Annotated in this window: 23 protein-coding genes and 1 pseudogene; 16 read left to right on the top strand and 8 right to left on the bottom strand. The window is 60.5% G+C overall.

The window, feature by feature from the left end:
• Window positions 1–129 precede the first annotated feature (129 nt).
• The 6 genes and pseudogenes from EPO61_01345 (at window position 130) to EPO61_01370 (ending at window position 4,529) form a co-directional block, all read left to right on the top strand.
• Window positions 130–660 (top strand): hypothetical protein, encoded by a 531-nt coding sequence (locus tag EPO61_01345; GenBank protein ID TAJ10955.1) that lies wholly within the window; start codon window positions 130–132, stop codon window positions 658–660.
• Window positions 661–701: 41 nt separating this feature from the next.
• Entirely contained in the window at window positions 702–947 is a 246-nt protein-coding gene (locus EPO61_01350) for a sulfurtransferase TusA family protein (protein TAJ10956.1), read from the top strand.
• A 476-nt stretch (window positions 948–1,423) separates the two neighbouring features.
• Window positions 1,424–1,765 (top strand): hypothetical protein, encoded by a 342-nt coding sequence (locus EPO61_01355; protein ID TAJ10957.1) that lies wholly within the window; start codon window positions 1,424–1,426, stop codon window positions 1,763–1,765.
• 204 nt (window positions 1,766–1,969) lie between these two features.
• Window positions 1,970–2,875: pseudogene (gene ftcD / locus EPO61_01360) on the top strand (glutamate formimidoyltransferase).
• A gap of 734 nt (window positions 2,876–3,609) precedes the next feature.
• Window positions 3,610–3,804, top strand: coding sequence for a 30S ribosomal protein S21 (rpsU, locus tag EPO61_01365; GenBank protein ID TAJ10958.1), 195 nt, complete (start codon window positions 3,610–3,612; stop codon window positions 3,802–3,804).
• Between the two features lie 68 nt (window positions 3,805–3,872).
• Window positions 3,873–4,529, top strand: coding sequence for an endonuclease III (locus EPO61_01370; protein TAJ10959.1), 657 nt, complete (start codon window positions 3,873–3,875; stop codon window positions 4,527–4,529).
• Between the two features lie 9 nt (window positions 4,530–4,538).
• On the opposite strand, the gene EPO61_01375 is transcribed toward EPO61_01370, so the two are convergent.
• Together EPO61_01375 and EPO61_01380 are read right to left on the bottom strand one after the other, a co-directional pair.
• A complete protein-coding gene (locus EPO61_01375) occupies window positions 4,539–4,958 on the bottom strand; it encodes a hypothetical protein (GenBank protein ID TAJ10960.1) in 420 nt (139 codons plus the stop codon).
• 92 nt (window positions 4,959–5,050) lie between these two features.
• Window positions 5,051–5,440, bottom strand: a complete 390-nt coding sequence (locus tag EPO61_01380; protein ID TAJ10961.1) for a hypothetical protein — start codon at window positions 5,438–5,440, stop codon at window positions 5,051–5,053.
• A gap of 157 nt (window positions 5,441–5,597) precedes the next feature.
• On the opposite strand from EPO61_01380, the gene EPO61_01385 reads away from it, so the two are divergent.
• Genes EPO61_01385 through EPO61_01405 form a run of 5 tightly spaced genes read left to right on the top strand, consistent with a single transcriptional unit; the run spans window position 5,598 to window position 9,356 of the window.
• Complete coding sequence (locus tag EPO61_01385; protein ID TAJ10962.1) at window positions 5,598–6,008, top strand: hypothetical protein; 411 nt, start codon at window positions 5,598–5,600, stop codon at window positions 6,006–6,008.
• A gap of 20 nt (window positions 6,009–6,028) precedes the next feature.
• Window positions 6,029–8,674 carry a DNA polymerase I gene (gene polA, locus EPO61_01390; GenBank protein ID TAJ10963.1) on the top strand — a complete coding sequence of 882 codons (2,646 nt, stop codon included), beginning with the start codon at window positions 6,029–6,031 and terminating at the stop codon, window positions 8,672–8,674.
• An 18-nt stretch (window positions 8,675–8,692) separates the two neighbouring features.
• Window positions 8,693–8,977, top strand: coding sequence for a BrnT family toxin (locus tag EPO61_01395; GenBank protein ID TAJ10964.1), 285 nt, complete (start codon window positions 8,693–8,695; stop codon window positions 8,975–8,977).
• Window positions 8,958–9,155, top strand: coding sequence for a hypothetical protein (locus EPO61_01400; protein TAJ10965.1), 198 nt, complete (start codon window positions 8,958–8,960; stop codon window positions 9,153–9,155). Before EPO61_01395 ends, EPO61_01400 begins: the two co-directional genes overlap by 20 nt.
• 6 nt (window positions 9,156–9,161) lie before the next feature.
• On the top strand, window positions 9,162–9,356 hold the full coding sequence (locus tag EPO61_01405; protein TAJ10966.1) for a hypothetical protein: 195 nt from the start codon (window positions 9,162–9,164) through the stop codon (window positions 9,354–9,356).
• Between the two features lie 1,115 nt (window positions 9,357–10,471).
• On the opposite strand, the gene EPO61_01410 is transcribed toward EPO61_01405, so the two are convergent.
• Window positions 10,472–10,999: a hypothetical protein gene (locus tag EPO61_01410; protein ID TAJ10967.1), complete on the bottom strand. Its 528-nt coding sequence runs from the start codon at window positions 10,997–10,999 to the stop codon at window positions 10,472–10,474.
• A gap of 11 nt (window positions 11,000–11,010) precedes the next feature.
• A complete protein-coding gene (locus EPO61_01415) occupies window positions 11,011–11,190 on the bottom strand; it encodes a hypothetical protein (GenBank protein ID TAJ10968.1) in 180 nt (59 codons plus the stop codon).
• 100 nt (window positions 11,191–11,290) lie between these two features.
• Here EPO61_01415 and EPO61_01420 point away from each other — a divergent pair, with 100 nt between their 5' ends.
• Complete coding sequence (locus tag EPO61_01420) at window positions 11,291–11,845, top strand: cyclic nucleotide-binding domain-containing protein (GenBank protein ID TAJ10969.1); 555 nt, start codon at window positions 11,291–11,293, stop codon at window positions 11,843–11,845.
• 82 nt (window positions 11,846–11,927) lie between these two features.
• Here the strand turns inward: EPO61_01420 and EPO61_01425 are convergent, their stop codons facing one another.
• The 4 genes from EPO61_01425 to EPO61_01440 form a co-directional block, all read right to left on the bottom strand.
• Window positions 11,928–12,713, bottom strand: a complete 786-nt coding sequence (locus EPO61_01425) for a hypothetical protein (GenBank protein ID TAJ10970.1) — start codon at window positions 12,711–12,713, stop codon at window positions 11,928–11,930.
• On the bottom strand, window positions 12,710–13,693 hold the full coding sequence (locus tag EPO61_01430) for a hypothetical protein (protein TAJ10971.1): 984 nt from the start codon (window positions 13,691–13,693) through the stop codon (window positions 12,710–12,712). Before EPO61_01430 ends, EPO61_01425 begins: the two co-directional genes overlap by 4 nt.
• A 24-nt stretch (window positions 13,694–13,717) precedes the next feature.
• On the bottom strand, window positions 13,718–14,227 hold the full coding sequence (locus EPO61_01435; protein ID TAJ10972.1) for a DUF4396 domain-containing protein: 510 nt from the start codon (window positions 14,225–14,227) through the stop codon (window positions 13,718–13,720).
• 155 nt (window positions 14,228–14,382) lie between these two features.
• Complete coding sequence (locus EPO61_01440; protein TAJ10973.1) at window positions 14,383–15,219, bottom strand: sigma-70 family RNA polymerase sigma factor; 837 nt, start codon at window positions 15,217–15,219, stop codon at window positions 14,383–14,385.
• 1,210 nt (window positions 15,220–16,429) lie between these two features.
• On the opposite strand from EPO61_01440, the gene EPO61_01445 reads away from it, so the two are divergent.
• The 4 genes from EPO61_01445 to EPO61_01460 form a co-directional block, all read left to right on the top strand.
• On the top strand, window positions 16,430–17,494 hold the full coding sequence (locus tag EPO61_01445; GenBank protein TAJ10974.1) for a PstS family phosphate ABC transporter substrate-binding protein: 1,065 nt from the start codon (window positions 16,430–16,432) through the stop codon (window positions 17,492–17,494).
• A 228-nt stretch (window positions 17,495–17,722) separates the two neighbouring features.
• Window positions 17,723–18,763 carry a hypothetical protein gene (locus tag EPO61_01450; protein TAJ10975.1) on the top strand — a complete coding sequence of 347 codons (1,041 nt, stop codon included), beginning with the start codon at window positions 17,723–17,725 and terminating at the stop codon, window positions 18,761–18,763.
• A 7-nt stretch (window positions 18,764–18,770) separates the two neighbouring features.
• A complete protein-coding gene (locus EPO61_01455; protein ID TAJ10976.1) occupies window positions 18,771–19,220 on the top strand; it encodes a hypothetical protein in 450 nt (149 codons plus the stop codon).
• A gap of 39 nt (window positions 19,221–19,259) precedes the next feature.
• Window positions 19,260–20,170: HEAT repeat domain-containing protein (locus EPO61_01460; protein ID TAJ10977.1), on the top strand; the 911-nt coding region annotated here is incomplete at its 3' end.

The following is a 20,170-nucleotide window of genomic DNA, read 5'->3' on the forward strand; positions in this document are numbered from 1 at the left end:
GTGGCTGCTTGTGTGGCTGCCTTGACAAGAAAAAGAAGCGCATAGTAAGGTCACGAACGTGTTGCTGTCCCTGTGCAAACGGGGAAACTGCCACAGTCCCTAGCAGAGAGATGGAAGTGAGGTAGCCACATGAGCACAGTCCAACTCGAACCGTCGGCCGCTCTAGCCGGGCTCCGTGAGGCCAGGCCTGACCGGGTGACGATCGTTGTGCTGAGCGGAGATATGGATCGGGTGATGGCGGCGTTCATTATCGCCACCGGCGCTGCGGCCATGGGCATGCAAGTGACGATGTTCTTCACGTTCTGGGGGTTGAATGCCATCCGGCGAAGGGGGACGGCCAGCGGAGCCAGAGACTGGCTGCGGCGGATGTTTGGATGGCTGAACAAGGGCGGGGCGGAGCTGTTACCCCTCTCCCGGTTCCATTTCTTCGGGTTGGGGACCGGCATGATGAAGCGGGTGATGCAGCAGCATCGCATGCCCGACGTTCCGGAACTGCTCCAGACGGCGCAGGACCTGGGGGTGCGGTTCATTGCCTGCACGACGTCCATGGGCTTGATGGGCATTACGAAAGACACGTTGATCGAGGGCATTGATCAGTTGGCCGGCGTGACGACGTATCTCGCCGAGGCCAGGCAGGGGAGCGTGAATCTCTTCATCTGAAGTGCCCGGGCGCTTTGCCCGTCGAAAGCAAGGAGCGGTACATGATCCAAGCCGACGTTAAATTGGACACTCTCGGGTACTTCTGTCCCATGCCGATCATCATGACCTCCAAAAAGATCAAGGAACTGCAACTGGGTCAGGTGCTGGAAGTCGTGTCGGACGATGAAGGGATCAAAAAGGACATGCCGGCCTGGTGCCAAACCACGGGTCATGAAATGGTCGGATTAGAAGAAGACGCCGACCAAGCCAAGCGCATCTATAAAGCGTTTGTCAGGAAAACAAAATAACCGAACAGCAACAGTTCGGCAATAAAGCGGGTTCGACATTTGGAAAAGCCGGAAGATGCGGGCATCTTCCGGCTTTTTTATTGACTGAAATCAACGTTGGCGCGATTTTCAGAAGGCCTATATGTTGTTGGTCATATGGTTGAGCAATCTATATGTTGTAGTTTTTTATTGACAGGTAAGAACTCCTTTGCTATGTAGCCTCTACGATTTCTTTTCTCCGAAGGACCGCTGATCCGGCGTTTGCTGCCACGAGCATGGCAGCCCAGTACCTCAGGCCTAGAGGTAACGGATGTCTGGAAGGGCCGGTTCTCAGATTCTTCCCCCAACGAACGTCAAGCTGTTCCCCGCACACGGACTATTCCCCCAATCGTCGCAACAGACTACTCAATTGGTTTCAACGAGTGGCAAGCAGAGACCGTCAGGAGGGCAACTAGGACATCGAGAGCCGCCATGGGGATCTCACAAAGGAGGGTAGGATGTCAGGGCCATTCAGCCTCAGATATCTGCACCTGTTTGTTGGAGAGAAATCGCCCGGCACGTTCATTCTGTCCCGCAACGGCCGCCTGGCCGATTACGTGGGGGTGAGCATGGAGGATGTGGCCGGGGCGATTCGCCGGGCCGCACAGCAGTCCAGCTACCGATATTTCTGGTTTGCGGTGGCGGCTTCGGCCGGGGAAGCCGCTCAACTGGGGCATACCTGGTATCATCGGTATCGACCCACCGACAATGTCGCGTCTCCTGCGGAGTTTGATGGATCAACGTGGCAGTGCACGACCGACGGTTGTGCCGCCTGCGCCCTGGCACAGCCTCGCCAGTGAGGTCGGTTTTCCGCCAGTAAGTCCGCTCCCCTGCGCATTGCCGTCGCCTTGACTTCGCGGGACGGTGCCCGTACCGTACTCCCTCCGATGCGTCGTGTCCCTTCTGTGTGGATGCTGACGATTCTGCTCACGAAGTCCGCCCTGCCGGGCATAGCTGGTGCGACATGCCGGATGCAGAGTGGACGAGGGGCCGAGGGTTGCGTGATGGATCAACTGGTCGAGTGCGTCCCGAATTTCAGCGAAGGGCGCAATGAGGAAACCCTCCGCGCGCTTGCTGCGGCGGTGACGGCGGTGCCGCATGTGGCGCTGCTCGATCAGCAACGGGATCCGGATCATCACCGGTCCGTGCTGACTTTCGTCGGGGCTCCGGAAGCGGTTGCCGAGGCGGCCGCGGCCCTTGCCCGCGTGGCTGCCGATCGGATCGATCTTCGGCAACATCAGGGAGAGCATCCGCGCGTGGGTGCGATGGATGTGGTGCCGTTTGTCCCGATCCGTGGCGTGACGATGGAAGACTGTGTGGAATTGGCCCGGCGCGTCGGGGAACGGATCGGAACCGAGCTTGGGATCCCGGTATTCCTGTATGAGCGGGCGGCATCCAGGCCGGAGCGGGCGCGATTGGAGCACATCAGGCGGGGCGGGTTGGAGGGGCTTTCCATGCGCATGCGGGAGGCGGCATGGCGGCCGGATTTCGGCCCGCCGACGCTTCATCCTTCGGCAGGGGCCATCATGGTCGGTGCCAGGCCGATCCTGATCGCCTACAACGTCAACCTCGAAACCACGGACCTGGCGGTTGCCAAAACCATTGCCAGGAAGGTGCGTCAGTCCAGCGGGGGACTGCCTTGCGTGAAGGCGATCGGGATCAAACTGGCCAGCCGCCGCCTCGTGCAAGTTTCCATGAACCTCACGAACTATGAAGAGACCCCCCTCCATGTGGCGTTCGAGGCTGTGCGCAGGGAAGCGGCTCAGCATCAGGTCCAAATCGCCGGCAGCGAAGTGATCGGGTTGGTGCCGCAGCAGGCGTTGATTCAAGCGGCGGCGTATTTTCTCAAACTGGAGGGCTTTGACCTCGGCCAGGTCTTGGAGACCAGGATGAAATCGGCCCTGGCGCAGATGCCTCAGGCACGGAGTGGTGCATCAGGGCGTCAGAACGAGGCCGCTCCTTCTCTCCGCTCGTTTTTGGAGGCTCTGTCTGCAAGCAACCCCATGCCGGCGGGGGGAAGCGTCGCAGCGCTGGCCGGAGCCTTGGCTGCTGCTCTAGGAATCATGGCTTGCCGGATTGGCCCGCCCTCAAAATTACCACCGTCCATTGGCTCTGGTGCGACGAATGGGGCGGACGATCTGAGTACCACGGAACAGCGGTTGATCGGGCTACGTCGGAGATTGGAAGAACTGGTCCAAGCCGATGCGGAAGCCTACGGACAGTTCTTGCAAGCCGCTCGGCTACCGAAGACGGATACTGCAAGAAAAGCAGCGATGGCCAAGAGTCTTGACGGAGCGATCACCGTTTCGCTGGAAATTGCTGATCTGGCCTGCGAGGCGGCGGCTCTTCTAGGCTCGTTGCCGGCACGAACCAAGTCCTCGGTCGGAGCTGACCTCAAGGTCGGGCTGATGATGGCCCTAGTGGCTGCCGAGGGAAGCCTGATCAATGCCGAAGAAAATGAAAAAACTGCTACAAATCAACAAGTTATGTCAATGTTCACGAGCAGAATAAACGCTCTAAAAGAGAGGCTTGTAGATCTGCGCAAGCTATGATACATTGCCTGGTCTGTTTGGGGGAGTCGTGACAATCAGGCCCCAATCTCTTGATTGGGAGCAGAACGTTCAAGCTGAGAGTTAGGACAGCGATGGAAATCAAAGTTTTCAACAACAACGTCGAGAAAGCGCTCAAAGTTGCCAAGAAGAAGCTGGCGGGCGAAGGCCTCTTCCGTGAATTGAAGCGGCGGCGGTTTTACGAAAAACCCAGCGTCCGCAAGAAAGCCAAGCTGCGGGAAGCACAACGACGCCGGCAGAAGTGGCTCGCCAAGCACCGGGCGGAGTAAGCGGACTTCGTTTCACCCTTCCCAATTCGTTCTTGCCCGGTTTCCTGAATTCTTAGGCGCTCTTCACCATGCGTGCGACGGAGATCCATGCCGCCATCCGCCTGCTCCGGCGGGAAGTCCGGCAGTGGCAGGAGCCGGTCGTGGGCGTGGTGGCCAGGGAGTCGCGCGACCCCTTCCGAATTCTCATCGCCTGCGTTCTCAGCCTCAGGACCAAAGATCGGACGACGGCGGACGCCTCGCAACGGCTGTTTGCGCTGGCATCCGATCCCGCGACCATGGTGCGACTCCCGCTCCGTCGCATCGAAACGGCCATCTATCCAGTCGGATTCTACCGGACCAAAGCCAAACAGATCCGCGAAATCTGCCGTCGGCTGCTGGATGCCTATGGAGGGCTGGTGCCTGACGAGATCGACGAACTTGTGACGTTGAAGGGAGTGGGACGGAAAACCGCCAACCTAGTCGTCACGGTCGGTTATCAGAAGCCGGGCATTTGCGTGGATATCCACGTGCACCGGATCAGTAACCGCTGGGGCTATATCACAACCAAGACGCCGGAAGAATCCGAACAAGCCTTGCGGCGCAAGCTGCCGCATCAGTATTGGATCACCTATAACGACTTGTTGGTGCCCTTCGGTCAGAACATTTGCCAGCCGGTCTCGCCATGGTGCAGCAAGTGCAAGCTGACAGCCTACTGCGATCGAAAGGGTGTGACGAAAAGCCGTTAAGCGCTGTTTTCAGATGAAGAGCGTCGTTTCGGCTCCCGCCGTGAGCGAGAGAATGGCTGGAAGGCCCATGACTTCGTCCACGTTCTTGGCTACGGCTTCCTGATCCACGCCCATATATTCCAGCCCGGCGCTGCAGGCGATCAAACGGAACTGTCCCACCAACTTGGCTTCCTTGAACATCTCGGAAATCTTCGGGACGTTTTTTTCTCTCAGCAGGCGGGCGACTTCTATTCCCTGATCCCCGTATTCCGGCGGAAAGTCCACCTGATCGATCTGTCCCAACGCCAGCTTCTTGATCGTCCAGAAGAGCAGGACTACCGTGACGTCCTTGCCCATGGCGGCGGCGGTCAGGCCCAGCGTGGCCACCTGATGCAGCTTGTCGTAGGTGGCATTGTGGGCGAAGAGCACGAATTGAGGTTTGTTCGTCACAGGGCTCCCGGTTGCTTGGAGGGTGCAGCCTCAGGATGGCGCGCCAATTATAACGTTCGGTCGGGGACGTGACAAGCAAGGCGAGGAGGCCGTTACTTCCGTTTCTTCACCTGGATCTTCACGCTGTTCACATAGTCCGCGATGGCGCCGTCCACTTCTTCTTTGGTCAAGCTCCGATCGTGGGTCTCGCTCTCGTCCACGAGGTATTTGTCCCCGTCTTTTTCCTGGCGGACCACGACCGTATTCTCAGGCGTGACCTCGACCAGCATGTACCATTCCTTGCTGCCTTTTCTGATGGTGACTTCTTTCCCCAGCCCTTTCTTCGTGACCTCTATCTGGAGACCCTCTTCGCCTCCCGCCGGAGGCTGCGCCGGGTCGGTTGCGCCGGCGGGGGAGAGCCCGGAGGGGCCGAGGCAGAGCAGGATCATCAGGAAGGCAGTCAGCCGGAGAGGCTTGCTTGGGCGATGCGTGCAGCTATTCATGCAAAGCGTCCCAGCGAGAAATTTCACCAGGGATTATAGCCCGTCCGTCGGCTGCGTCAAAGGCCAAAGTAAGGGAAGCCGTCGGCGGTGATCGAGTCGCACGGGCGGTTCCGGTAGTCTTTGCGGCTAGCGCGGCCACGTGCTAGGATGCGGGCGCATGGAGGCACTCCTCAGTAAAGACGTGCTCGTCAGCCTGTTCGCCCTGTCGATCGTGGGTTTCGTCGGCAGTCTGATCGCGATTCCCTTCATCTTGGTTCGGCTGCCCGCCCATTACTTCGATGAGCGCCACCCGCGCCCCTGGATGGAGAACCACCATCCCATCCTACGCATGACCGGTCTCATCATTAAAAATGTGGTCGGCATGGTCTTCCTGTTGGCCGGATTTGCGATGCTGTTCCTGCCGGGACAGGGAATTCTGACTATGCTGATCGGAGTCTCGCTGATGGATTTCCCAGGCAAGCGGCGGCTGGAGCGCAAGCTGATCGGCCGTCCGGCGGTGCTCAAGACGATCAACCTGATGCGGGCCAAGTTCGACCGGCCGCCCTTGACCGTGGCCGAAGACCCGTAAGTGTCATTCACCCTCCTGTCATGGCCATGCCGACCCTCTACCTCATAGACGGCAGCGCCTATATCTACCGCGCCTACTTCGGACTGCCGGCCCTGTCCAACTCCAAGGGCCTGCAGACCAACGCCATCTACGGTTTCACGACCATGCTCATGAAGATCCTGCGTGATCGCCGGCCGGACGGCCTGGCCGTGGTCTTCGACGAGAAAGGTCCGACCCAGCGGCACGAGGAGTTCAAAGAGTACAAGGCCCATCGGCCGGAGATGCAGCAGGGCATGCGGGATCAGATTCCCTACATCCACCGGGTGGTGGAAACGTTCGGGATTCCCGCCGTGCGCGCCGCCGGCTACGAGGCCGACGACCTGATCGGCACCCTCGCGCGCCAGGCCGAGGCGGCGGGCTATGAAGTCGTGATCGTCACCGGCGACAAGGACATGTTCCAGCTCCTGACGCCCGCGACGCGCATCTACGATCCGGTCAAGGACAAGTGGTTCGGCGAGGCCGAATGTCGCGAGCGGTTCGGCGTGGAGCCGGCGCGCGTGGTCGAAGTCATGGGGTTGATGGGGGATACGGCCGACAATATTCCCGGCGTGAAAGGCATCGGCGAAAAGACGGCGATGAAACTGATCGCCCAGTTCGGAACGATCGAGAACCTCCTGGCCCATCTCGACGAGGTGACAGCGGCCAAAACCAAAACGCTCCTCACCGAACAGGCGGAGAACGCCCGCTTGAGCAAGCGGCTGGCCACGATCCAGACGGACTGTCCGGTGGACTTCGACCCGGAACGGTTCAAGGTCGTGCCGCCGCCGCCCGAGCCGTTGGTGGCCTTCTTCCGGGAGATGGAATTCCCCACGTTGCTCAAGGCCATTCAGCCGTCGGCTGCGAACGGCGCGACACCAACGGAGGTGCTGGTCGTCCAAGATGAATCGACGGCCAGGCGATTTGCGGACCGGTCCCAGCACAGCGAAGTGATCGCCTTTCACTGTATCACGGAGGGAAACGGGGTCTCGGCCAATCTACTCGGGCTGGCCATGAGAGACGGAAACGGCCAGACCCTGTTCGCCAGCCGGCTGTTCGGACCCCTGGCCGAGTTGTTCGGGCACCGGACGTTGCTCAAGGCCGCGCACGATCTCAAGCCGGCCTTGCTGGCGCTGCTGCGAGCTGGTGTCGAGGTCCAGCCTCCCTGCTTCGATACGATGATCGCCGCCTATCTGCTGAATCCCAATCGGCGCGGCCACAGCTTGGAAGCGGTGGCGTTGGACCTGCTGGGCACGAGGCTGGAGAGCGGGCAGACGGAACGGCAGCCTGAGCCGCCCAAGGATCTATTCGACCAACCGGATTTGATCGGCGAGGCGGAACAGGCCAAGGCCAGCGCCGCGGCCGCGGCGATACGCCGGCTTGTGCCGGCGTTGCAAGAACGGTTAAGCGAGCAGGGGAGCCTGCGGTTGTTCACCGACGTGGAAATGCCGCTGGTGCCGGTACTGGCCGAAATCGAACGGAACGGGTTCCGTCTGGATGTGGAGGCCTTGGCCTCGCTCAGCAAGGAACTGGAGCGTGAATTGGATCGGATGATGGCTTCCATCGCGGGCCTGGCGGGCGGCGAATTCAACGTCAATTCGCCCAAGCAGCTCGCCACGGTCCTCTTCGAGAAGCTGGGGCTCAAACCCTTGCGGAAGACCAAGACCGGCTACTCCACGGACGAAGACACGCTCACGCAACTGGCCGCGCAGCATGAACTGCCGGCGCAAATCCTGAACTACCGCAGCCTGAGCAAGCTCAAGTCCACCTATGTGGATGCCCTGCCGGAGCTGGTGAATCCGGAAACCGGCCGTCTTCATACGTCGTTGAACCAGACGGTGGCGGCGACGGGGCGCCTGTCCTCCACTGAGCCCAACTTGCAGAACATTCCGGTGAAGGGGGAGTTTGGGCTGCGGATTCGCGAGGCCTTCATCGCCTCGCCGAGCCATACGCTGCTCTGCGCCGATTACAGCCAGATCGAGCCGCGCATCCTGGCGCATTTGTCACAGGACGAACGTTTGCTCAACGTCTTCGAGCGGGGCGAGGACATCCACATGGCGACGGCGGTCGAGATTTTCCGTTTGCCGCCGGCGCAGATCAGCAAGGAGATGCGTCGCGCGGCCAAGAGCGTGGTGTTCGGGATCGTCTACGGCATCAGTCCCTTCGGCCTCGCGGCCAACATCGGCGTCACGCAGCAGGAAGCCAAAAAGTACATTGAGACCTACTTCGAGCGCTACGCGGGGGTCAAGGCGCTCATGGATCGAACCATCGCGGAAGCCAAGGCAAAGGGCTATACGACCACGATCCTGGGCCGCCGCCGGCCGATCCCGGAATTGCAGAGCGCCGATCCGGTCCAGCGAGGCTTCGGCGAGCGGATGGCGGTCAACAGCCCCATCCAGGGCTCGGCGGCGGACTTGATCAAGCTGGCGATGATCGCAGTCAGCCGCAAGCTCAAGGCCGAGCTGCCCAAGACCAGGATGATCCTGCAGGTCCACGACGAGTTGATCTTCGAGACGCCGGAGAAAGAGTTGGAGAAAGCCAAGCACCTGGTGCAGTCGGAAATGGTCGCCGCCGGTCCGCGCCTGGGCCTCTCCGTGCCGCTGAAGGTGGATTTGGGGGTGGGAAATAATTGGAGAGCGGCGCATCCGTAAGGATCGGGGAGAGCTTCGATGGGGCTCATCTTTGAATGGGACGAGAAGAAGGCGCGACGCAACCTCAGTAAGCACGCAGTATCTTTTGAGGAAGCAAGCACCGTGTTCGGTGATGTATTGTCATTGACGGTTCCGGACCTGATCCATTCGACGGAGGAGGACCGATTTGTTATCATTGGGCGGTCGGATCGTGGACGGTTACTGGTCGTTGTTCACACGGAACGAACCGAATGCCTTCGCATTATCAGCGCCAGAACGGCGACGCTACGTGAACGGAGGAGCTATGAAGAAGGACATGCTTGACGAATACGATTTCAGTAAAGGAATACGCGGCAAGTATGCCAAGCGTTATGCACAGGGCAGCAACGTGGTTGTGCTGGCGCCGGATGTAGCGAAAAGATTTTCTGATTCTGCCTCTGTCAACCGAGCATTGAGGACGCTGATGAAAACTGTTCGGCGGACCAAGAAAGTATCGGCCTGAGTTGTGATGTCACCGCGGTTGACCGTCAAGAAACAAGCGCTCAATTTGACCGAACATTTGCCTGAAAAGACCACCTGGGATGACATCCTGCACGCGGTTTATATCAGAAAGAAGATCGGACAGGGACTTGAAGCTGCTGATGTGGGGAAGGTCACATCCCACGATGAAATCAAAAGGCGGTTTCTCCGAGGATCTGTCTAGGTCAGCCTATCCCTATCTTCTCCGAGCTCGCGAACTTTCAAATCAACAAGAAGCTGGGTGCAGCAGAGCCAATCGCTCCCGTGTCTCTCGGCGCGACCCTTTCGGGCTTTGCCGAGCGGAAGCCTTCGGAAATTCCCTTGCGGACTGGTCAGTTTCCGCTTTCCTTCTCGGCAAAGCCTCGGTGGGTGCCCCGCTCCTCCGCAAAGATCGTTCTGGCCCTGCCGAAGCCAGCGAGTCCGTATGTGAAAGATATGGAGGCATTGCATGGGAGTGCTTACCCCTGACACTGCCGATGATCTGATCAGCAGGGTTAGTGAAAACATTAGATCAAGCGTCGAATCAGGGGAAACCTCATTTTCTAGCGAAGCCACGTTCAGATTTTTGTTTGCCTGGAAATTGGGTCTCGAATTGAAATTTACGGAAACTTACAGGTTTGATTTTGAGTGGAACGCATACTCCGAATTGGACAGTGAGGACACCTTCCTGGATTTACTTGTGTACACTGATCCGAGCTTCAGATTGCCTTGGAATTTAAGCTGCCTAAATCCTCTGGCTCTTATAGAACAAACTCGACACAAACACGCGCAAAAATCTGTCGTGATATATCCCGTTTAAGTTACTTTGTGCAGAAAGGACATAATTCAGTCCGTCTAGCCTACTTTCTTTGTGCAACTGACGAAAGTTCCTACCTTACCGAGGGGCGTAAGAGCACAAATGTTCAATACAAAACGTATCAGCAATGCATGTATGCCCCTGGTTTCGTTGTGCCTAAAGGTGAGCCTCCGAATGGGATCGCGCGAGAGTTGCCATTTCCCAAGCACGAGGTGCGATTCGAATGGCTAGGGGTTAAAAGCAAGAAAGCTTCTGGTGACTATTTAGGTCCCGTGGGACGGTTCGCATGGTTGAAACCTATCAGGATCAGTGCATGAGGATTACCAAAAGAATCCAATTCTATAGGGTGATTGATGGACGGTATAGGTCTCGAAAGATTTTCTTGGTATTGAAGAGCAAACAACTCATCTGAATATAAGCGGCGTGGCCGTGGAGATCATCGCGTTGGTTGGGCAGGTAGGACGACGAAAAAGAGGTAGGCTTCGTTTCTCCCTCAGTCCCACTCACTCCGCCAGCATCGTATACACCGCCTGCATCTCTTTGATGGTGGGGCGGGAGAGTTTGCCGCGGGCTTGGGCAATGACCTGCTTGGATTCCGCCCGCGTCTCTCCTCCGTACACGGCGATGAAGAACTGGCTGTAGGGCCGGCCGTTGACCTGATAGAGGACGGCGCCCATGTCCGGACATTGATGTCCGGCGAAGACCTTGCGGTCCGGAAAGAGCTTTTGTAGCTGCGCTCGCTGCTTCTCGATCTTCGTGGAAAACTCGCCCCCGTCGCACTCGTCGCCGCCAGGCTCGAACTTCGGAAAGGTCTTGAGGATCACAGCCTGGAAGGGGCGGGTCTTGTAGTCTTTATTCGGTTCGAGCTTGTCGGGGAGCTGAAACGCCAACTCATAGGGCGCGAAGGTTTTCGCGGCGCTCGTGCAGGGCTTGGCCGGATCGGGGCAGACCGCCACTTGCTCCTGGGCCTGGGCCATCGCGCCTAAGAACGTCGGGAATGCCAGAACGATGGAGAGCAGGCGGAGCCGCATGGTGCCTTCCGTCAATGGGCCGGATACAGAGCTTGCACGATCTCTGTCGTATTGAACAGCAGATTCGTCAGGCGTGTATAGGCCGCATGGCCGTAGAGGTGCTCGCGCGGGTTGGTCGAGCCGGTCGCATCCTTGTAATCCACCAACAGGCACCGTCCGTCGTTGGCGCAGCGGATGCTCTTGCAGGCCATTCCACTCAGCGTTCAAACCCCTCATAGAATTGGGAGGTCTCCCGGTCGGACGAACCGGTGAGCACTTCAGTCAGGGGGAGGGGATGCCGATACAAGACGTATGGAGTCGACGGCTTCTCATTCTCAGATTGTGGATCTCTTGGAAGCCACTCCGCTCTTTGCCGACCTGAGCCGGGCGGAGATCGTTCACGTGGCTTCCGTGTGCCGTCTCGTCGAAGGGCCGGCTGGGGAACGGCTGCTCTGGGAAGGGGAACCGGTCCACAAGCTGTATGTTCTCCAATGCGGGGATGCGTCGGTGCTCAAAGCCGATGACGCCGGTCAGCAGGTCGTGATTTCCTCTGTCGGCAAGGGCGCCGTGGTCGGGGAGATGTCGTTGCTCGACAATTCCAGCGCATCGGCAACCGTGGTCACCCAAACGCCGTTTCGTGCGCTGGAGCTGGATCGGGCTGCCTTTCTGCAAGTGATGGAAACCTACCCTGCGTTAGGCTTCAAGGTGTGGCGCAAGTTCGCCCGGATCACCAGTCTGCGTTTACGGATGGCGTCGGGCCTGTTGACCGAATACATGGCCCCTCCGTGCCAGGACCTCGGCCTCTCCGCTCAAGTCACGGATTCGCCGGTGCTCGGTGCAACAGCCACACGCTCTCCGTTGTCTTGAACCACATCGCATAGGTCCGCATATATAGGCCGTGTGGCCTGAGGCCCGGCCCCACCGGGCGGTCGAACCGGTCGTCCCTTCTTTAGAATCCCACCGACAGGCCGATGGTGCCTGTGAGCGCCGACCGATCAGCCGGGCCGTAGAACTCCGTCCCGATCCCTCCGTCCAGCACGATGCGGGGCGTCAGTTGGTGGCGCAAGCCGATTTCGACCCCCGTGTTGTTGCGCTGGCCGACGAGGTCCGACTGTCTGGTGTAGACATCCACGATCAGGGTGTCCTGAAACCGGTCCGGGTACCCGAGGGGGTAGCTCACGGCTGCCACGGCCCGATAGGCTCCGCTTCGTTCCTGCCCTTGCGGCGTCCCGACGAAGGTATAGCCGGCGTTGAGGTGGACTCGCGCCCGCCCATAGGAGCGGGTGAGGATGCCGGTCACTTCGGTGCCCACCCCCTTCGAATCCAGACCCGTCGGCAGCTCCGCCCCTATGCGCATGGCGAAGGCGGGGAGGTCGAGCGTTTCCTGATTGAAGTTGTACAGCACCCCCAGGTGCAGGTTTCCCGACTTGTTCGGGCCCACAAGCGTATGCGGGTCCGTATAGACGTCGCCCTGGATTTCGATCTGCGTGTTGGCGAAGGCGCCGTAGATAATCTGGGGTTGGTACGTCACGCGCGTCTTGCCTTCCCGCCGGTCGTTGACGCGCACGCCGCTTTCAAGGCCGATCTCGCCCTCGGCAACGGCGTAGGCGTCTTCCATCTGGATCGGGCGATTCGGGTCCAGATTGTCATGATCCAGGGCCCAGGCCGATCCTTCCAGGAGGGCAAAGACGATCAGCATTTGGAGGGTGGTCCGCTTCATGGCCCCATTCCTCATCGGTGCTGGTGTGCGGGCGGGCCGGCCGGCGCCTCTCGCTGGATTGCAGGCAGGACCATGGGATTCGTCGCGTCGGCGCTTGCGAGGTAATAGGTGTCTAGGACCCGGTAGATTTCCTTCCGCTTCGCCTCCCAGGTCGGCAACAAGTCGCTGGCCAAAATGTCGCTGATCGTGTCGTGCAGCATGTGCAGGTTGTCGAAGATGTTGGCGATGGCTTGGTACTGCTCGGCAAAGCGCGGGCTGTACTCGGCGGTCAGGGGCATGAACGTCCAGTCGAGCGGCGGCTTTTCCAGATACCCGTGGTAGGTGGTCAGGATCGGTCGCACGACCTGCTGCTTGGCGGGTAAATCTGGCGCCGCACTCAACGGATCGTAGACCGCCACCTGCAGGTAGTGGTAGGCCCAGATCGTGGCGTTGAAGCGGGGGAACTTGTTCCGGAACGAGGCGGCATAGGGCAGGCTGTCGAGACGCCTGTGGTTCAGCCGCTTCGCGGTGATCGCGTAGCGGCTGTCCTGATAGTAGGCCAGGACTTTGCGGACGTCCCGGTCCTTGTCTGTCGCGGACAGGTCCGAGAGGTAGATGTCATAGGTAGACCGGTGCAAGGCATGGGCTTCGTCGAAGGTGTTTTGCGCGCGCCAGGCGAGTTTCATGTATGTCGGCGCGATCGCTTCCTCGTTGGGCGGGAGCGAAGGCCTGGAGGCGATGAACCGGAGCGTCTCCTGTCTCGCCCGCTCCTCGATCGCCGGCACGTCCTTGGCCCCGGTCAAGAGCAGGGTCTCGTACAGGTTGGAATGGCCGAAGTCGATCCCGTTGAAGTCGGCGTCGAGTTCCTGGAGATTCTCCCGGAGCGAAAAGTTCCAGAGAGCGCGGTAATAGAAGCGCTTGTCCCGCTGTTCCAACTGGGTGCAGGCCGTCGCGGCCAGGGCTAGCGTCAGCCCCGCCGCGATGCCCATGAGGGATAGGAGAACTTTTCTCGACATGGCGAACAGGCTCCTCGATCCGGCTCAGTGATGTTGGTGATGGGCATGGACCACCGCATGGCCCAGGCCCCGTTCGATGAGCCAGCGATTGACGGGCACGGCCGCCACGAATGCGACCGCCAGCGAAGCCACCAGGCTTGCCCAAAAGAGCGGGTCGGTCAGGCCCGCGTCCATCGCGCCGGGAATCACCAGCATGGTGACATTGTCCGCCACCTCCATCGTGGCCACCGATACGGTATCGGCGGCAAAGGCCAGGGCCGCCGCCGTGGCGAACGTCATCCCGCTTTTCATTAATGGGACCAGCGTGAAGGCGTAACCGAAGCCGAAGGCCAGGAGCACGGCCAGGGCGATCGAGGCGCCGTTGCCCCAGTCCAATGCCGTGGCGATGACCAAACCCAGAACTTCCCCGATCCCGCAGCCGATCAGGCAGTGGGCGGTGGCGGTGATGGCCTGTCGCGTGAGCGACTGGCTCTCCTGCCGGTCGTGGTCATGGTGGTGATGGTGATGATGTTCGGCGTGCATAGCGGTCTCCATAGCTTCCTCCTCGCGTGAATGGTTCTCCTCGGCGCCATGTGCCTGGCATTCCTGTAGACGGAGGAGGGGGGCTATTATTACAGCATACCTCCTGCCGGGTGGTGGCGATAGGAAACGCCGCCGATCGTGGTCGCTCAGTGCGTGAGAGTGCGAGGTTATTCGCAGGCGCAGTTCAGACAGCCGTGCTTGCTGCAGATGCCGCAGGACTCTTCCAGCCCGGCGCGGAGTGCCTGGCGCGCGCGGTGGAGGCGTACTGTGAGATTGTTGGGGGTGAGTTGAAGCTCCCGCGCCACCGTTTGCGGAGCTTCGCCCTCCAGATCGATACGCCGGATGAGTTCGGCGTAGTTCGGCCGGATCGTTGGCAGCAGTTTGTAGAGGCAGGCACAGACGGTCGGTTGCACGTCATCGGGCGGAGTCGCTTTGTCCTCGCCGGAAGCCGTGAGCTTGTGGAGGAACGCATCGTGTTTTCTGACGTCGGATGCCTGCGCCCGGTAGTAATCGGCGACGGCATGCCGCAGGATGCGGTAGAACCAGGGCACGACGCTTTCGTTCCGATGGAGGGCATGATGATGTTCGATGGCGCGCAGGAAGCTCTGCTGGAGGAGGTCTTCCGCTTGGGCCTCGTCGTCCATCCGGCGGCGCAAAAAAGCGCGGAAGGTCGGCTCGTGCTCGACGAGCGGCTGCAGGATCTCATCGAGGAGGCCGGCTGGCGTCGTCGTCGGGGAGGTAGGTTTGCGAGCGGCGCCTGCTGGCTCTTTCTTGACCGCCATGGCTGTCCCGAGAACAGAGGCTTGCTTTAGGATGAAGCGACCGGAGATCAGGCGTACAGCGCTTGCACGATCTCCGTCGTATTGAACAACAGATTCGCCAGACGCGTATAGGCCGCGTGGCCGTAGATATGGTCGTGCGGGTTGGTCGAGCCGGTCGCGTCCTTGTAATCCACCAGCAGACACCGCCCGTCGTTCGCGCAGCGGACGCTCTTGCGGGCACATTCCAGCCAGCGCTCGAAGCCGTCGTAGGGCTCGACGATCTCCCAGATGGCCTTGATGGCGGCTTTTGCTTCAGCCGTCGCCGGCAGGGCGTCGGTCACCGCCGTGGCCAGTTGCTGGACATAGTCCCCGCCCCAGGCGATCGGCATCTCCATCGTGACCTGCGGCAGTTCCATCTTGGCCAGCCAGCGTTTGCCGTCGGTCCGCATCGGGCGGTGGTTGACGAGGTGTAGCAGCTTGCCGATCCCGGTTGGGTCCCAGCCGTACCGGATGGGCATGCCGAACGTCACCACATCCAGCAAGGCACCGTTCAGCACATGGCCCGCTTTCAACAGGCTTTCGATTCGACCGATTTGCTCCGTCAACTCCGTCGCCTGTGTCTGCTTGGCATAGTCGGTGAGAATCTGAAACAGCCGGTCCCGTCCCGAGGACTCGCCGGAAGCCAACAGGTTCGATGCCAGCGCCAGCACCAGCCCTGCCTGCCCATGCGCCTGGACCAGCAGGCGATCTCCCTGGCCAAGCTTCAGCTCACGTGAGAAGGCTTGGAGTTGGTTGAGCAGGCGACAGGCAGCCAGGGCCCTGCCCAGATGGTGCTGTTCCGACGACCAAAGCCAGCGCCGGCAATCAATTGGACGCGATGCGTTGCGGTTCACGGCCTTGCTGAAAGCTTCGACGTAGGCATGCGTGAAATTGCAGGCATCGCCTGCCTGTTCGTCGAGCCATGATTTGGTCTTGTCGTCGTTGTTGAAAGGCGGGGTTGGGCCTTCTGGCGGCTTGGACAGGCCGTTGCTCTCCTCCCGCATGAGGGCCAGCAGGGCATCCAGACCGGCGATGCCGCGCGAATAGCCGCGCTTGAGTCCGCCTACTTCGTCCAGCCGCTGCATGCCGAACAGGTCGGTGCCCAGGTAGGTTCCGTGCAGGAACAGGCAGGCGCGGACTCCGGCCCCGGCCATCTGCGCGCCAAGCCGGGCCATCTCATCCTGCCAGGCGAGCGAGTCCGGCGGGGCGCCGGTCGTGACCTCGCGAAAGGCGATGCGGTCGCCAGGATCGGACCGTGAATAGACCGAATGTTGGAAATTGTTGCCCGCCGGCATAGAGGCATTCCCTCGGATGGTCACAGCGCAAGCCTTTCATACCTGAAAATGGAGCTGGGGCGCAATCCGGTGCCGACGCCTAAGCAGATCGCTTGATTTCAGTCCCCTGCTTCTTTAGCATGGCCCAGCTGTCTCCTGTGCAAGTATCTCAACTCTTTCGAAGTAAGGACGTCATCATGGGTAAACGAGTGTGGGTTCTGGCTGGGGCATTCCTGCTGCTCTGCGCATCTGCCGGCGTGATGAGTTCGCCGGCTCAGGCTGAAGACCGGCCGCCACTGTCCCCTGCCTTGAAGCCGTACACAAAAGTGGAGGGGGTCTCGGGCACGCTCACGAGCGTCGGATCCGGGTCGTTACACAAGTTAATGGCCCTGTGGGCGGAAGGCTTTCGGCGTTATTACCCAGGCGCTCAGATTCAGGTGGAGAATAAGGGGGCCAGCGCCAGCACGATCGCTCTTCTGGATGGGACGGCGCACATTACCCCCATGTCGCGCATGATGGAGGAAAGCGAGTTGGCTCAGTTCCAGGCGAAACTGGGCTATCGACCGACTGCTTATGCGGTTGCGGTGGATGCCCTGGTGTTGTATGTCCACAAGGAGAACCCCATCCAGGGCTTAACGATGGAGCAGGTCGAGGAAATCTTTGCCAAGTCGCCCCGCTATCGCACCACTTCCATTAGTAAGTGGGACGAGCTCGATCTGGTTGACCGCTGGGCGGGTGCGCCCATTAATCTGTATGGCTTGCCGTCTACCACCGCAACCCATGAATTTCTCAGAACACACATTTTGCACGATGGAGAGTTCAAACCTGGCGTCAATGAAGAGCCTAGCTCTCAGTCCGTGGTACAAAAAGTCTCGGCGGATCCGTATGCACTGGGTTATGGCGGCAGTGAGTCTGTGGCTCCCGGCGTACGTGTGGTGCCCCTGGCTGAGTCTGAATTCTCGCCTTATGTGGAGCCGACGGCCCAGAACATTGCGAATCGGCGTTATCCGTTGAGACGGTATCTCTATATCTACATCAACCAGACTCCTCGAAAAATACTCAAAGGTGCGAAGCCGCTCCCTCCCGTCATGCGGGAGTTTCTCCGGTATGCGTTTAGCCAAGAAGGGCAGGCCGAGGTTACGAAGAGCGGCTATTCTCCGGTCGAGGACTGGATTGTCGAGAAGGCCCTTGCGAAGATCAAATAGCTGAATCCTCCGGCAGTCATTCAAGAGCATTGACAGGACGCGATTCAAACGCCGCCGGCCTCCATATTTCAGGAACGGAACCACTGCGCAAGTCCGCGCCACTCCGGCTGTTTAGGGTGAGTGCCGGTCGTGGCCCCCTTCGCTTGCCTTCCCAGAAATCAGCATGTTAAGGTACTTCGCTCTGGTCGTGAAAATTGGCTTGGGGCGGAGGCTCTATTGGGAGAGGTTATGGCAGGTTACGGTTGGCGGAAGATCGTTCGAATTATCGTGGGTTGTGCGGCCCTGCTCATCGCGGGCTCGCCCGTCCCGCTTCGCGCCGAACAGGCCTCGCCCGCGATACCGGGTGCCCCGACGGAGCATGTGATCCTCTTCGTGCTCGAGGGGGTGGATCAGCCGGCCTTGAAGGCCGGGCCCATGCCGGTCCTCACTCGTCTGGTCAAAGAGGGTTCGGCGACCTGGGCGGCGACTTCGGTCAAGCCGGCGCTGCGGCTGCCGGCCATGGCCTCCCTGGTGACCGGCATGCCGGTGGAAAAACACGGGATCACCTGGAATGCCTTTGACTTCATTCGCGGCTATCCTCGCCCGCCGACGGTGTTCGATTATCTGGATTTGAGCGGCGGCAGGGATAGCGCGATCTTCTTCATGGACGAGTCGCTCTATCAGCTGGCCAAGCCGGAGCCCTATACGGACTATCAGATGTGCGGGCCGCTCAAGCCCGAGTGCAGCACGGCGACGGTCGTCGGCTATATCAATCAATACTTCCGCAAGGCCACCAGCGGGCATGGCTACGGCCATGCGATCCTGTCCTTGCCCCATTTCCTGGTCGTGCACCTGCCGGAGGCGGGGCGGGTTGGGCTGGCGCAGGGGCGGAACTCCAAGGCGTACAAGGATGCGCTGCGGTCAGTGGATGGGGCCATGGGCTCGATCCTGAGCATGTATAAGGACCTGGGGTTGCTGAACCGTACCGCCGTTTTCGTGACCACGGTCAATGGCGACGAGACAGGCAAGGCGAACGGTGCGAGCAAAGAGGCGGGGACAGGGCTCCCGCAGATTCCCTGGATCGCCTGGGGCGCCGGCATCAAGGCCGGCTATGCCATCAAGGCGCCCGTGTCCATTATTGACACGGGCGCGACGGTGTTGCGGACGCTCGGGCTGGAGACCTATACGGAATGGGAGAGCCGGGCGGTCGAGGAGATTTTCATCGCGCCCAAGGTGGCCGCTGCGGAGGATGGGGCCCGGTCCGGTCGGCCGGGAAACATGGGGAATTAGGGAGGCGATGAGGCGTCATTCTGCCGGCAAGGTGAGCAAGGGGAGATGGTCTCGCCGGTTGGCCGTCCTGGCCATGGGCTTGTGTCTGCTCACGCAAACGTTGTCTGCTTCCGCCGCGCCGCCGGCCCCCTATTCGAAGGAATTCCCCATCACGATCGATGCCTCCGCGTTGACACCGCCGACTTGGTGGCAGGTCCCGGGGAAAACGCCGATGATCATGACGCTGGACCCCGAGAGCACCGAGGCGCTGCGGACGACCGTGCCGCACGAACTCAAGCTCAAACCCGGCTCCTATCGGTTCGGGACGTTCACGTTCGACTTTCCCTTCGTGGTTACGCTCGAAGGGGTCTTGGAATTCGCTCCGTCGCTGGATCAGTGCGTGAGCGGGCGGGGGACCCAGGTGTTGACGATCAAGTGCAGCCGCACACAGCCCTACGGGGGGCAGCGCGAATACTGATGTCGAGGGGAGTACCGGACCGTCCGTATTGAGGGACTTATGGCTCAGGCAGTCGAAGATTTGCTGGAAGCGCTCGAAGACGTTGATGATGCCACGCGTGAGGAGGCGGCCAAGGCGCTGGCCGAGCTGGCCGACCCGAACACGCTGGAAGCCTTGATTCGCGCCCGCGAGGACGAATTCTGGTCCGTGCGGGCCTATGTCTGTCAGGGGCTGGGGAAGATCGGCGGATCCAGGGCGGTGGAGTCCCTCGTCGGCCTGTTCAACGATCCCATCATGGAAGTGCGGGGCGCGGCGGTGACTGCCATGGCGCACATGGGGCCGGCGGTCGTCGAGCGGCTGGTCAAGTGTCTGAAGGACGAACGATGGCGGGTGAAAGAGCATGCCGCCAAGGTGTGCGGTGAGATCAAAGATGCGCGGGCGGTGGACGCCTTGATGCTGGTCTGTCGGGATCGGGACGGGGCCGTGAAAAGCGCCGCCGCCGAAGCGCTGGGGAAGATCGGCGACGCAAAAGCGATCCCCGCGCTGATCAAGCTCTTCCAAGATTCGTCGAAGACGGTGCGGGAGACGGCGGGGACGGCGCTGGTGGCGATCGGCGCGCCGTCGGTGGAACCGTTGCTGCAGTCGCTCAAGAACAAGGATTACGTCGTGCGTTGTCATGCGGCCCGTGCGTTGGGGGGGATGACCACCGACTACCAGATCGGCCGCACCTGGGTGACGGACGTCCGCGTGGTGGATGCGCTGATCGCGGCGCTGAAGGATTCGGACCGGGCGGTGCGCGAGGACGCGACGATTGCCCTGGGGCAGATCGGCGATGTGCGGGCGATCGATGCGTTGATCGAGGCGATGAAGGACGGGGCCGTCAAGCGGCACGCCATCATGTCGCTGGGGATGATCGGGGACGCCAGGGCCCTGCCGGTGGTGTTGGATGCGATGCGCGGGAAGGGCATCCG

It is taken from the genome of Nitrospirota bacterium (assembly GCA_004296885.1).
Lineage (GTDB): Bacteria > Nitrospirota > Nitrospiria > Nitrospirales > Nitrospiraceae > SYGV01.

Bases quoted from the DNA above. Each gene is read 5' to 3' on its own strand.
- EPO61_01345 (TAJ10955.1), top strand. From the start codon at position 130: ATGAGCACAGTCCAACTCGAACCGTCGGCCGCTCTAGCCGGGCTCCGT.
- EPO61_01350 (TAJ10956.1), top strand. From the start codon at position 702: ATGATCCAAGCCGACGTTAAATTGGACACTCTCGGGTACTTCTGTCCC.
- EPO61_01355 (TAJ10957.1), top strand. From the start codon at position 1,424: ATGTCAGGGCCATTCAGCCTCAGATATCTGCACCTGTTTGTTGGAGAG.
- rpsU (TAJ10958.1), top strand. From the start codon at position 3,610: ATGGAAATCAAAGTTTTCAACAACAACGTCGAGAAAGCGCTCAAAGTT.
- EPO61_01370 (TAJ10959.1), top strand. From the start codon at position 3,873: ATGCGTGCGACGGAGATCCATGCCGCCATCCGCCTGCTCCGGCGGGAA.
- EPO61_01380 (TAJ10961.1), bottom strand. From the start codon at position 5,440: ATGAATAGCTGCACGCATCGCCCAAGCAAGCCTCTCCGGCTGACTGCC.
- EPO61_01385 (TAJ10962.1), top strand. From the start codon at position 5,598: ATGGAGGCACTCCTCAGTAAAGACGTGCTCGTCAGCCTGTTCGCCCTG.
- polA (TAJ10963.1), top strand. From the start codon at position 6,029: ATGGCCATGCCGACCCTCTACCTCATAGACGGCAGCGCCTATATCTAC.
- EPO61_01395 (TAJ10964.1), top strand. From the start codon at position 8,693: ATGGGGCTCATCTTTGAATGGGACGAGAAGAAGGCGCGACGCAACCTC.
- EPO61_01400 (TAJ10965.1), top strand. From the start codon at position 8,958: ATGAAGAAGGACATGCTTGACGAATACGATTTCAGTAAAGGAATACGC.
- EPO61_01405 (TAJ10966.1), top strand. From the start codon at position 9,162: ATGTCACCGCGGTTGACCGTCAAGAAACAAGCGCTCAATTTGACCGAA.
- EPO61_01410 (TAJ10967.1), bottom strand. From the start codon at position 10,999: ATGCGGCTCCGCCTGCTCTCCATCGTTCTGGCATTCCCGACGTTCTTA.
- EPO61_01415 (TAJ10968.1), bottom strand. From the start codon at position 11,190: ATGGCCTGCAAGAGCATCCGCTGCGCCAACGACGGACGGTGCCTGTTG.
- EPO61_01420 (TAJ10969.1), top strand. From the start codon at position 11,291: ATGGAGTCGACGGCTTCTCATTCTCAGATTGTGGATCTCTTGGAAGCC.
- EPO61_01425 (TAJ10970.1), bottom strand. From the start codon at position 12,713: ATGAGGAATGGGGCCATGAAGCGGACCACCCTCCAAATGCTGATCGTC.
- EPO61_01430 (TAJ10971.1), bottom strand. From the start codon at position 13,693: ATGTCGAGAAAAGTTCTCCTATCCCTCATGGGCATCGCGGCGGGGCTG.
- EPO61_01435 (TAJ10972.1), bottom strand. From the start codon at position 14,227: ATGGAGACCGCTATGCACGCCGAACATCATCACCATCACCACCATGAC.
- EPO61_01440 (TAJ10973.1), bottom strand. From the start codon at position 15,219: ATGTGCCCGCAAGAGCGTCCGCTGCGCGAACGACGGGCGGTGTCTGCT.
- EPO61_01445 (TAJ10974.1), top strand. From the start codon at position 16,430: ATGGCCCAGCTGTCTCCTGTGCAAGTATCTCAACTCTTTCGAAGTAAG.
- EPO61_01450 (TAJ10975.1), top strand. From the start codon at position 17,723: ATGGCAGGTTACGGTTGGCGGAAGATCGTTCGAATTATCGTGGGTTGT.
- EPO61_01455 (TAJ10976.1), top strand. From the start codon at position 18,771: ATGAGGCGTCATTCTGCCGGCAAGGTGAGCAAGGGGAGATGGTCTCGC.